Annotated in this window: 10 protein-coding genes; all 10 read right to left on the bottom strand. The window is 49.9% G+C overall.

The annotated features are described in order from the left end of the window. Positions 1 to 14 precede the first annotated feature (14 nt). The 10 genes from M8318_RS17405 to wcaK all read right to left on the bottom strand — a co-directional run bounded on the left by M8318_RS17405 (position 15) and on the right by wcaK (position 11,597). The gene (locus M8318_RS17405; protein WP_262663703.1) at positions 15 to 917 is read right to left on the bottom strand and encodes a rhamnosyltransferase; all 903 of its coding nucleotides are present in this window, start codon (positions 915 to 917) and stop codon (positions 15 to 17) included. 29 nt (positions 918 to 946) lie between these two features. Next, a complete protein-coding gene (locus M8318_RS17410) occupies positions 947 to 1,927 on the bottom strand; it encodes a glycosyltransferase family 2 protein (RefSeq protein WP_262663704.1) in 981 nt (326 codons plus the stop codon). Beyond that, positions 1,924 to 3,186, bottom strand: coding sequence for a flippase (locus tag M8318_RS17415; protein WP_262663705.1), 1,263 nt, complete (start codon positions 3,184 to 3,186; stop codon positions 1,924 to 1,926). Before M8318_RS17415 ends, M8318_RS17410 begins: the two co-directional genes overlap by 4 nt. A gap of 195 nt (positions 3,187 to 3,381) precedes the next feature. Continuing rightward, positions 3,382 to 4,260 carry a glucose-1-phosphate thymidylyltransferase RfbA gene (gene rfbA, locus M8318_RS17420; RefSeq protein WP_262663706.1) on the bottom strand — a complete coding sequence of 293 codons (879 nt, stop codon included), beginning with the start codon at positions 4,258 to 4,260 and terminating at the stop codon, positions 3,382 to 3,384. A gap of 52 nt (positions 4,261 to 4,312) precedes the next feature. Further along, entirely contained in the window at positions 4,313 to 5,212 is a 900-nt protein-coding gene (rfbD, locus tag M8318_RS17425) for a dTDP-4-dehydrorhamnose reductase (protein WP_262663707.1), read from the bottom strand. After that, the gene (gene rfbB / locus M8318_RS17430) at positions 5,212 to 6,297 is read right to left on the bottom strand and encodes a dTDP-glucose 4,6-dehydratase (protein ID WP_262663708.1); all 1,086 of its coding nucleotides are present in this window, start codon (positions 6,295 to 6,297) and stop codon (positions 5,212 to 5,214) included. Before rfbB ends, rfbD begins: the two co-directional genes overlap by 1 nt. Before the next feature lie 328 nt (positions 6,298 to 6,625). Beyond that, positions 6,626 to 7,522, bottom strand: coding sequence for a GalU regulator GalF (galF, locus tag M8318_RS17435; RefSeq protein WP_106993487.1), 897 nt, complete (start codon positions 7,520 to 7,522; stop codon positions 6,626 to 6,628). A gap of 178 nt (positions 7,523 to 7,700) precedes the next feature. Beyond that, entirely contained in the window at positions 7,701 to 9,086 is a 1,386-nt protein-coding gene (wcaM, locus tag M8318_RS17440; RefSeq protein WP_262663709.1) for a colanic acid biosynthesis protein WcaM, read from the bottom strand. A gap of 13 nt (positions 9,087 to 9,099) precedes the next feature. Continuing rightward, entirely contained in the window at positions 9,100 to 10,320 is a 1,221-nt protein-coding gene (gene wcaL, locus M8318_RS17445) for a colanic acid biosynthesis glycosyltransferase WcaL (protein WP_262663710.1), read from the bottom strand. Further along, positions 10,317 to 11,597, bottom strand: a complete 1,281-nt coding sequence (gene wcaK, locus M8318_RS17450; RefSeq protein ID WP_156264201.1) for a colanic acid biosynthesis pyruvyl transferase WcaK — start codon at positions 11,595 to 11,597, stop codon at positions 10,317 to 10,319. Before wcaK ends, wcaL begins: the two co-directional genes overlap by 4 nt. Between the last annotated feature and the right edge of the window lie 12 nt (positions 11,598 to 11,609).

Raw genomic sequence — 11,609 nt, forward strand, 5'->3', positions numbered from 1 at the left:
ATACAATCTCAAAATTACTTATGTTTTATATTAGATGTGCGAGGATTTTCACCAGCTACATTGCGGATACCATCCCAGACACCTGATATAAATGATTTTAAGTAGTTTCTCTTATCTTTTTCGTGAAAAATCAAGATGAGGCTATGCACAACGCAAAAAGTAATTTCCCTGAGCGCCAGCAATTTAGGCACATGGGAATATCGTAGCAAACGGAACGCATTTCTCACCCGATAATATCTTCTTGCCGCAGAGTGCACAGGCACACAAAATCCAAATACTGAAAAGGATGAATTGCCGATAGAGTGAATCATGACTGCGTTAGGGTTTATATATACCAAATGGTTTTGGTCAAAACAGCGAAGACACCATTCTGTGTCAACATAATCAATAAATAATGAAGCATCCATCATGCCGATGGTATCAAACAACGAAGTTTTCACCAGCGATCCGGATGAAATAACTACGGATGAAGTGAAGGTTTCTTTTCGTCCGTGAGAATATAACTTTTCGCGTAAGCCATTTTTCTTGACATGGGTGATTGCATATTCAAAGCCGCGAGCCTCATCATAGAATACAGGCGCTGAGATAAGTGCGTTATTGTTGATTGCGAACTGAAGCATATTTTCGATAAAATTGTCAGGGATCTTACTATCCTGATCAAAGAAAATTACGTTCTCATAACCATTTTCAACACAATATTCAATGCCGATATTCTGAGCTAAAGCGATCCCTTTATTACCTTTTAACCATCGGTATTCGATGCCAGCGTCCTTTAGTTCCATGATTTCCAAAGGACTGTTATCCACCACAACGACATCACATAGCTGACACTTTAACGAAGCTATGGTCTGTATTAAATCAGTTAATACCGGATTATAGGCTACTATTATTGCGCAAATTTGTTTCGTATTGATCATTTAAATGTTCTCAAATAACACTCAAAGCTTTATATTGTCTTATGAAAATTCATTCTAATAATGATTCCATCAAGAACATCCCTGATGAAAGACTGTTTAGTTGTGTACTTACTGTAGCCAGGACTCAGTAATGCTGAGGGCAGGCTCTTACCTGTTTCGCCCTCAAATATCGCGCCACCATAGATGGCATTAACACAATTCAAATAGTCGAAGATATCTTTAGAAAGGTCGTTCATATTAGCGTTGTGTTGCAACTTGTCTAGCCCATGCACTAAGTCATAAATTTCTCGATAATGGGCTATTCTTTTTTTTCTTTTATTAGCATCAAATACGGCTTTGAACTTATCTGTCAACGAACTCTTTTTTGCGCCAATTTGATTATTTGCATGCTGGCGATATAAAATGAGCTTTTCATCGAGAGGTATCAGTGACCCAGAGGCACATGCATTGCTTGCGAGCCAATAATCATGTGGGATTTTAGCCGGGAACGGCATAACTGATAAAAGGAAGCTTTTACGCACGGCCATCGTAGCACCGGTAACAACATTATTGAGCAGGATTTTTTCTAATTTAATCTTACCACTTTCAGGTGTAAATTTGACATGTTCCCAAAGCGTCCCAAGTTTTTGCAGATCATTATCGACCAGATACGCATCGGAAAAAACAACATTAGCCTTGCTGCGGCTTGTAAATACTGCCAGTAATGTTTCTGCTTTACTTTCAACCCATATATCATCTTGATCTGAAAAAAAGACAAACTCTGCTTCTACATATTCGCTTAATTTTTCGAAATTTTTAATATAACCTAGGTTAAGACCGTCAGAAATAATCTTAATATCTATATTTGATTCTTTTTGTAATTCCTGGAGTACAGAGAGAGTTTTATCAGTCGAACCATCGTCTCTTATGATAATTCTAGATGGCTTAATTGACTGCGCAAGGATGCTTTCGACCTGTGTTCGGATATAGCGCTCACCGTTGTAAGTCGCAAGAATAACTTCATAGCTCATATTTTCCCTCTATGTTTCGCTATGCACTTCCGGGAAACCAGAATAAGTAAAAGGCAATCGACAAATACGCGAATAGTCCACGCATACGCGGCTCCCAGCACGCCATAAGAATTTACAAGGAAATATAACAGGACCAGATAAGGTACAACCTCAAGGCAGTGTAAAAATGCGGTATATTTCGCTTTCCCCAGAGATTGTATGACAGTGAAGGGGATCTGTGCGATAGAGTTAAAGAAAAAGCCGACTAATAAAATCTGGAAAATAGTCTGAGAATGCAATGCATACTCTTCCCCCAGCCATAAATGCATGATTATTTTTGCTAACAGGATTAGTACCACCACTAAGGGCAAGCAACCTAATCCCATAACAAGATATGCAAATTTGATATTATTTTTTAATTCACCATAGGTTTTCGCTGCACTGAGCTTAGGAAACACGGCCCTGGATAGAGCGCCAGGAATGAGTCCTAACCGCGACACGATTTCTGAAGGGGCAGTGTAGTAGCCCACCTTGTCTGCACCTAACGAGCCAGAGATAACGAATCGGTCAAAGTACACCATTACCGGGCTAATAATGTTGCTGACAGTGATCCATCCTCCGAAGAAAATCATCCTACGGAATGTTTCCCGATAAAACATAAAGCCGGCATTAATAATTTCATTTCGAACAATTACAAATGCAATAATTAATGACAACAATCTACCTACGGCTAAACCAAGGATTGCAGAGTAGAGTGACGGTGAAAACAGTACAAAAAGTGCTGGCAAGCCTGCGATAATCGAACTGCCAAAGCTTCTCTGGATGTTTAATATTGCAAAACGTTCATCACCCTCAAGTATAGACATCCACAACTGGTTGAGTAAAAATGCGGGAATGGTCCAAACGAGGATCTGAATTGAGCTCTGAACATCGCTCTGATTAGCAGCAGTAATGTTTAAAAGAGAAATAATTTTTGGTGTGCAGAGTGAAATAACAATAGCGCCCGCTACGCTAAATAAAAACAAGAAAATAGTGGCCGTCGATATTATTTTTTTACGCTCATCGACGTTGCCCCTATAAACCGCTATCTCTCTCACTATCGCTCGGGTCAAACCGATATCGAATATGCCAGCATAGCCAACAATCGCGATAGCTAATGTATAGACACCGAAAAGCTCGACGCCTAATACTCTTGCAAGATAACCCATTGCCGGTATAGCGATTGCCGTTGGGATTACATACCCCGCTAAATTCCAGACACTATTCTTAATTAATCCCATTCCGTTTACATCATCTCATATTAATAAATAAAGGGGCGATAAGCCCCTTTTGACAACGTTAAGCAAGGTAAAGTAGTTCTTTGTTATGTATACGAACTTAGCAGCTTTACTTAATACAAGAAAATTTACCACAAGGTAAAGTATCTGATAAATATCTACGGCGTCAGTAAATGGATAAGCCATAATACTGAGCGATCAGTAACCTTTGAGCATTTTCAGCAAATACTGTCCGTAGGCATTCTTCGCTAAAGGTTTTGCAAGTTCTTTAACCTGCTCCGCATCAATAAACCCTTTGCGATACGCAATCTCTTCCGGACATGCCACCTTCAGTCCCTGACGTTCTTCAATCGTCGCAATAAAGTTACTTGCTTCAATCAGACTCTGATGTGTACCGGTATCCAGCCATGCGAAACCGCGCCCCATCATGGCAACGGAGAGGCGACCCTGCTCCATATAAATACGGTTGATGTCTGTAATTTCCAGTTCACCACGCGGAGACGGCTTAAGGCTTTTCGCCATTTCAACAACACTGTTGTCGTAGAAATAGAGCCCCGTAACGGCGTAATTACTTTTTGGTTCAACCGGTTTTTCTTCGAGGCTGACAGCGATACCGTTTTTATCAAACTCAACGACACCATAACGCTCAGGATCGTTCACGTGATAAGCAAAGACGGTAGCACCACTTTCTTTACTTACCGCGGAGTCCATCAACTTCGGCAGATCATGGCCATAGAAGATGTTGTCGCCCAGTACCAGGGCACAATCGTCCTCACCAATGAACTCTTCGCCGAGGATAAACGCCTGCGCCAGACCATCCGGGCTCGGCTGGACTTTATACTGCAGGTTCAGGCCCCACTGACTGCCATCACCGAGCAACTGCTCAAAGCGCGGCGTATCCTGAGGGGTACTAATAATCAGAATATCGCGAATACCCGCCAGCATCAGCGTGGAGAGCGGGTAGTAAATCATCGGCTTGTCATAGATCGGCAGCAGTTGTTTGCTGACAGCCATAGTGACCGGGTACAGACGAGTTCCTGAGCCACCGGCTAAAATAATCCCTTTACGCGTTTTCATTTCATCATCTCTTTATATGCAAAATGCCCGTAAACGGGCATTAAATTTAAGGTCAGACCGCAGTAGTCGTAAACAGCTCAGCCAGCATACGTTTTACGCCGATATCCCATTGAGGTAATACCAGATCAAAGTTTTGCTGGAATTTTTCCGTGTTCAGACGGGAGTTATTTGGGCGACGTGCAGGGGTAGGATAAGCACTGGTAGGTACCGCGTTGAGCTTAGTCATCGCCAGCTCAATGCCAGCCTTACGCGCTTCGTCAAATACCAGCGCGGCGTAGTCGTGCCAGGTAGTCACGCCACCTGCAACCAGGTGATAGAGCCCTGCGACTTCAGGTTGTTTCAGCGCCACACGAATCGCATGCGCCGTGCAGTCGGCCAACAGTTCAGCGCCTGTTGGTGCACCAAACTGATCGTTGATGACCGACATCTCCGCGCGTTCTTTCGCAAAACGCAGCATGGTTTTGGCAAAGTTATTTCCTTTGCCCGCGTAAACCCAGCTGGTGCGGAAAATTAAATGGCGGGCACAATTTTCCTGCAGCGCTTTTTCACCAGCGAGTTTGGTTTCGCCATACACGTTCAAAGGTGCAGTGGCATCCGTTTCCCGCCACGCATTTTCACCATCGCCGGGGAAAACGTAATCAGTAGAATAGTGCACAACCCAGGCACCGATTTTTTCAGCCTCTTTGGCAATGGCTTCCACGCTTGTGGCGTTCAGCAACTGCGCGAATTCGGGCTCAGATTCGGCTTTATCCACGGCGGTGTGCGCCGCCGCATTGACGATGACATCCGGCTTAATGCGGCGCACGGTTTCAGCAATACCTTCCGGATTACTGAAATCGCCGCAATACTCGCTGGAATGAACATCGACGGCAATCAGGTTTCCTAGCGGAGCGAGCGAGCGCTGCAGCTCCCAACCCACCTGCCCTGTTTTACCGAACAAAAGGATATTCATTACTGACGTTCCCCGTAGTTCTGTTCAATCCAGGATTGATAGTTGCCGCTTTTAACGTTTTCAACCCACTGGGTGTTGGCCAGATACCACTCCACCGTTTTACGGATCCCGCTCTCAAAGGTCTCCTGCGGCTTCCAGCCTAAGGTCTGACTAATCTTATCGGCATCGATGGCATAACGGCGGTCATGACCCGGACGGTCAGTCACGTAGATGATTTGATCGCGATAAGATCCCTCTTTCGGCACGATTTCATCAAGCAGATCGCAAATGGTATGGACCACATCGAGGTTTTGTTTCTCGTTATGGCCGCCGATGTTATAGGTCTCGCCTGGCTTACCCTGGGTCACCACGGTATAGAGCGCACGGGCGTGATCTTCGACATACAGCCAGTCGCGGATCTGATCGCCTTTGCCGTAAATCGGCAGCGCTTTACCATCCAACGCGTTCAGGATCACCAGCGGGATCAGTTTTTCCGGGAAATGATAAGGACCGTAGTTGTTCGAGCAGTTTGTGACGATGGTCGGGAACCCGTAGGTACGCAACCAGGCACGCACGAGGTGATCGCTGGAGGCCTTCGAGGCTGAATACGGGCTGCTTGGCGCATAGGCCGTGGTCTCGGTGAACAGCGGCAGCTCCGTAGACGCAGGATGTTCGTCCGGGTGCGGCAGATCGCCATACACTTCATCAGTGGAGATATGGTGGAAACGGAAGGCTTTCTTCGCCTCTTCGCCAAGCGTTGACCAGTACGCACGGGCCGCTTCCAGCAGCACGTAGGTACCGACAATATTGGTCTCGATAAACGCCGCCGGGCCGGTAATCGAACGATCAACGTGACTTTCTGCCGCCAGATGCATAACGGCATCAGGTTTGTGCTCGGTAAAAATACGGTCCATCGCTGCTTTATCGCAAATATCAGCATGCTCAAAAGCGTAACGCGGGCTGGTGCTCACATCAGCCAGAGATTCCAGGTTACCGGCGTAGGTCAATTTATCGACATTAACCACTGAATCCTGGGTGTTTTGAATAATATGTCGGACAACCGCAGAGCCGATAAAACCAGCGCCGCCAGTAACAAGAATTTTCACGCGTTATTTTCCGTAGATTGAATAGTTCAGACACGCTACCGCCCCTGGCTTAACAGCTACCAGTGCACTGAACGTGGTTCATAATAGAGAGATATGTTGTCGCCTGACCCCGGCAAAATGGCGCCAGATCAGCATTCAAGTCAATTAATAATTGTCGTCTTAAACGCCAGCAGAAACAAGGGAAAAAAACAGGCTAACAATACAAAAAAGCACCGATTAACTGACTGAAATTTAAGAAAATATCTAAAAAGAAAACGGCAGTGTCATTCTCATGGCCTATGAAAGCCTGGAATGATCCACTGCCGTTTAGTCAACGACTAACCAATCGTTAATCGTTGGTTAATAGTTTCTTCATGCTTTCCCGGAACTTCTGCCCTTCTTTCAGGTTACGAAGGCCATACTGAACAAAGGCCTGCATGTATCCCATTTTCTTACCGCAGTCGTAGCTGTCACCGGTCATCAGCATGGCGTCCACAGACTGCTTATTCGCCAGTTCTGCGATAGCATCCGTCAGCTGAATACGATCCCAGGCGCCTGGCTCGGTACGCTCCAGCTCAGCCCAGATTTCAGCGTTAAGCACATAGCGACCCACGGCCATCAGATCGGAGTCGAGCGTCTGCGGCTGATCCGGTTTCTCAATAAACTGAACGATACGGCTGACCTGACCTTCTGAATCCAGCGGCTCTTTGGTCTGAATAACCGAGTATTCGGACAGATCGCCCTTCATGCGCTTCGCCAGCACCTGGCTGCGGCCGGTTTCGTTGAAACGGGCAACCATGGCTGCAAGGTTGTAGCGCAGCGGATCGGCAGAGGCGTTATCCAGAATAATGTCCGGCAGAACAACCACAAACGGGTTATCGCCGACCACAGGACGCGCGCACAGAATAGAGTGACCGAGACCAAGCGGTTGCGCCTGGCGAACGTTCATGATGGTCACACCTGGCGGGCAGATGGACTGCACTTCCGCCAGCAGCTGACGCTTAACGCGCTGCTCCAGAAGGGCTTCAAGTTCGTAGGAGGTGTCGAAATGGTTTTCCACCGCATTCTTCGAAGAATGGGTTACCAGAACGATTTCTTTGATCCCTGCAGCAACAATCTCGTCGACGATGTACTGAATCATCGGCTTGTCAACGATCGGCAGCATCTCTTTAGGAATGGCTTTTGTGGCCGGGAGCATATGCATGCCCAGACCGGCTACCGGAATAACCGCTTTCAAATTAATCATATTTCTTCCACCTTAAAATGGTTGCCGAATTATAGCTCTTTAGCCTGGTTTCGCCAGCACGATTTGCTACAAATCAGGCGTAGATGTTACGCCGCTGCCTGACGAATACCAGTGGATGCAGTCCGAATCCGCGCGCTTAAATTCCAGGAATCTTCGCAAAATGGTATCTGGTTAATATTTAGCGCTTCGGCAGATTAAAATTCAGCCGTTCCGTATTAATCGTGTGCTGATCGATGCGGTCGATATCCACCGAACTTTGGCCTTTCTCATTAACCGCGTTAATGTTCGCCAGGGAGAGCAGCGTCTCTTCCCGGGCCATAAATTTCCCACGCACATCCTTGCGCAGATCAAAATTCAGCTTCAGGGCGGGCCCGACAGCAGCATCCTGCATCACGTTGATATTACGCATAAAAAGATGCTGCGGCTTATTATGCAGCTCCAGGGTGGCACGCTTCATCTCGAGGTTAGTGATCGCCACGAACGAGGTGGCATTGCCTGAAGAGATCTGTATTCCGCGCAATTTACGCGCCAGCTTCTGGTTATCGAGATGAATATTGTTGAGGCGAAAATTCTGCGGTATCGACAAATAGTTGCCTTTGATTACCCCGTAACCAATTAACATGCCTGCGCTGTCGATCATTTCTACATTATCGATGACAAAATTATCGCAGCCATATATTGCTACCGTGGCGTTATCAATCCCCGCTTTCTTGCTGAAATCCGGGGTGATATTTCGGGCTTTTACATTACGGATAATAAAGTGTTTACCATTCTCGACATGCACTAACTGGCGGCAGTTGCTGCCGGTGATATTGGCGACGACAAAGTTCTTCACCGCCTGGTCTTCCGGGTAGGCATTGTCATAGGTGCTGCCGGCCAGTCCGATGCCGATCCCCCAGTTAATCTTGCCGTTGGTGCAGTCGATATGGTCGATAACATGGTCTGAGATCAGGATGTTCTGGTCGTTGATTGCCACGTTCCACTCAATAGCATCGCCCTGCAAATAGCTGAAGTGGCAGTTGGTGATTTTGGCGCCATCCACCTGGTTGTGGAATCCCTGACGCAGGATCGCATAGTTGGCTTTGGTCACCCGCAGGTTGTCGATCAGCAGGTTGCGCATCACTCGCGGCTTTTTACCGCCGATGTAAATCTGGGTCACCGGGCCATAACCGCTCATCGCCAGCCCCTGGATCACGCAGTCGGAGCCGCGGACGTCGAGGGTGATGTTTTCGCTGCGCCCTTTCCCTTCGCCAATGACTTTACTGCCATCCTGCAGTACCAGCCGCCCGCGTCCGTTGCCGGTCAGCGCGCCGCGGATGCGCAGGGTTTTGCCTTCGGGGATAAAAATGGCGGTGTTGATGTTGTCGCAGGTCAGCCCGGCGGGCACCACCACGGTATCGCCGTCGGTAAAGGCCTTTTTGAACGCCGCGATCCAGTCACGATGGTTATAGCGGCTGATATCGACCGTGCTGCTGGTCGTGGCCGCCCGCACGCCTGTCAGCGATGCAGCAGCCAGGACGGAACAGGTGGTGACAAACGCGCGTCGCGTTATCTCTTTCGGCATATCGCCTCCCTTTTTAAAGCGTCTGAAGCAGAGTGGCTAACTGCCGGTTAATCAGGTGTTGATTGAAATCGGTCTCTACTTTCCGGCGCGCATTGTGCAGCACCGGTGAGAGCGCCCGATCGTCAAGCGTGGCAAAGCGCTCCAGCTGTCCGGCCAGTGCTTCCGGGTTGTTCTCTTCCACCAGCCAGCCGGAGTGGCCTGGCTCGATCAGCTCGGGAATGCCGCTGTGCACCGTGGAGACCACCGGGATCCCCACCGCCATCGCCTCCATCAGCGCCACCGGAATGCCCTCCATGTCGCCATCCGCGCCGGTGACTGACGGAAGTAAGAACACATCCGCGGCATCGAGCATGGCTTTGACTTCATGGCTGGGCTTGAACCCGGGCATCTCAACATGGGCTTCCAGCCCATACTGTTCGATCAGAGTACGCAGGCGCCGCTCCCAGGGGCCAATGCCGAGGATGCGATAGCGAAACGCCACCCCACGCTCTTTAAGCTGGCGGCAGGCCTCGATCGCCACATGCAGCCCTTTTTTCTCTGTCAGGCGCGCTACCGAGATAATTTCCAGCGGGCTTCCCGGGGCTTTAACCGGACGTTGGGTGAAGCGCTGCATATCCACACCCATGCGTGAGACGGTGATTTTCTCGGGCGGGCAGCCCATGCTTTTGAGTCGCCCGGCCCAGAGATCGCTGATCGGCAGCATCATATCGCCGCGCTGAAACAGGCGTTGATATTCCGGGGTGTAATGGTTCAGCACGTCGCGGCTGGAGATATCGATCCCGTGAAAGACGGTGGCGATTTTGCCCTCGATAACGCCCAACTCACGCAGTTTGGCCGCCGTCACCCCTGCCGGGCCGAAATGGGCGATAAACACATCCGCACGCCAGGGCTGTGCCGTCTGACCGCAGATAGCGGAGAGGATCAGATTGCGCGACTCGGCGCCATAGCGGGAGACGTTCAGCGCCTTCCAGGTACCCGGGCGATGCAGCCCGCGCAGGGTCTGGCGGGCGCGATAGCTCAGTTTCGCCAGCTTGCCCTGCGGCTCATCCTGCAGCCAGCAGGTTTTGCTGGCCAGGTCATATTGGGTCCAGGCGGCGTGGGTATTTTGTGTGTCGCCCTTCTGCAGGGCGACAATCTCCACGTCATAACCCATATCAATAAACGCAGTGATCTGGTTAAGCACAAAAGTTTCGGACGACAGCGGGAATTTCAGTAAGAAGAAACCAACCTTCATTTGCCCTCCCCGACCCGATCCAGCACCGATTTCACCATCCTGATGCCGTTCTCACGTTCGGCTTTCACCGCCACCGCCAGGCGTTCGTTGATGGCCGGCAGCTGGCCGAGGGTGTCGCCCACCATCGCGCCCAGGGAGCCATCCAGCAGATGGCGAATATCCACCGCCATCTCCGGCATCCCCAGCTGCTGCATGATCCCGGCAGACTTGTGTTCGTAGTTGATGGCAATGGCCGGGGTGCCAAAGTTCATGGAGATGATTGCCGAATGCAGACGGGTACCCACCGTCAGATCGCAGGCGCCCAGCAGTTTGCCCATCTCCAGGTCGTTGAGTTCGTCCATCACCACGTGATAGCGCGACGGATCGCTGACGTGCTGGCGCAGATTCAGCGCCACCATGCGGTCATCTTTGTTGTAGCTGTCGATCCCGGTACAGGTGGAGAGCGCCAGCACCTGATAGCCGCTATCCAGCACCCGGTTCACCACCTCGGCAAAAGCCTTTTCGTAGGCTGCCTGAGTGGTACCCAGACGTTTGTCGAACGGAGCCAGTTCGCGCAGGGTGATGGCGACCGTCTTCTGCTGACCCACCACGTTCAGCCAGTGCTGCACCGCATAACTGGGGGTAAAGTTCGCCTCCTGATGATCCACCAGCCAGGCGGTGTCCACCCCCTGCTCTACTTTGGTGGTGTCAATCTCGCTGCGCTGCATCAGATTCAGACTTACCGACTCACGCAGGATCAGAGCATCGCAGTGGCCAAACACATAGTTTGCCAGCTGGTTGAACTGTGGATCCTGGAATGGCCCGACGCTGTGGCCGACCATAAACAGCGGCTTTTTCGCCATAAAGGTACAGAGCGCATGCTCGAACTGCGGCACGCCGTAGAGGTCAACGAAGAAGGAGCCGCCCACCTGAATGATGGCGTCGTAGCCGGAGAGCAGACGGACAAAATCGGTAAAGCCCTGGGCGATGGCGATGTTGCGCAGCTTGCCGGTGTCGGTCACGCGGGAGAGCAGCACCTGGTGCTGATAGCGGCGGCGCAGCACCTTTTTCACCCGGCCCATTACGCCGGCAGCGTTGTTGTGCTGTTTCATCTGGCTGTAGAGCGGATCGCCCATCACCGGGCGGTTCAGCAGCCAGGAGGAGCTCACCGGGTAGCGGCTCATCACATCGACTTCAGTCTCCGGCGACAGAGCGTAAATGGCATCCAGCAGGCCGCGCAGGATGGCGCTGTCACCACGGTTACCACAGGTATGGTTGCCCAGAATCAGTAATTTCATAATGACCTCTTA

The organism is Leclercia tamurae (genome assembly GCF_025566055.1).
Classification (GTDB): Bacteria; Pseudomonadota; Gammaproteobacteria; order Enterobacterales; family Enterobacteriaceae; genus Enterobacter; species Enterobacter tamurae.

What these genes read in the sequence shown, in the direction of transcription:
- M8318_RS17405 (WP_262663703.1), bottom strand. Translation starts at nt 917, where the DNA reads ATGATCAATACGAAACAAATTTGCGCAATAATAGTAGCCTATAATCCG.
- M8318_RS17410 (WP_262663704.1), bottom strand. Translation starts at nt 1,927, where the DNA reads ATGAGCTATGAAGTTATTCTTGCGACTTACAACGGTGAGCGCTATATC.
- M8318_RS17415 (WP_262663705.1), bottom strand. Translation starts at nt 3,186, where the DNA reads ATGGGATTAATTAAGAATAGTGTCTGGAATTTAGCGGGGTATGTAATC.
- rfbA (WP_262663706.1), bottom strand. Translation starts at nt 4,260, where the DNA reads ATGAAAACGCGTAAAGGGATTATTTTAGCCGGTGGCTCAGGAACTCGT.
- rfbD (WP_262663707.1), bottom strand. Translation starts at nt 5,212, where the DNA reads ATGAATATCCTTTTGTTCGGTAAAACAGGGCAGGTGGGTTGGGAGCTG.
- galF (WP_106993487.1), bottom strand. Translation starts at nt 7,522, where the DNA reads ATGATTAATTTGAAAGCGGTTATTCCGGTAGCCGGTCTGGGCATGCAT.
- wcaM (WP_262663709.1), bottom strand. Translation starts at nt 9,086, where the DNA reads ATGCCGAAAGAGATAACGCGACGCGCGTTTGTCACCACCTGTTCCGTC.
- wcaL (WP_262663710.1), bottom strand. Translation starts at nt 10,320, where the DNA reads ATGAAGGTTGGTTTCTTCTTACTGAAATTCCCGCTGTCGTCCGAAACT.
- wcaK (WP_156264201.1), bottom strand. Translation starts at nt 11,597, where the DNA reads ATGAAATTACTGATTCTGGGCAACCATACCTGTGGTAACCGTGGTGAC.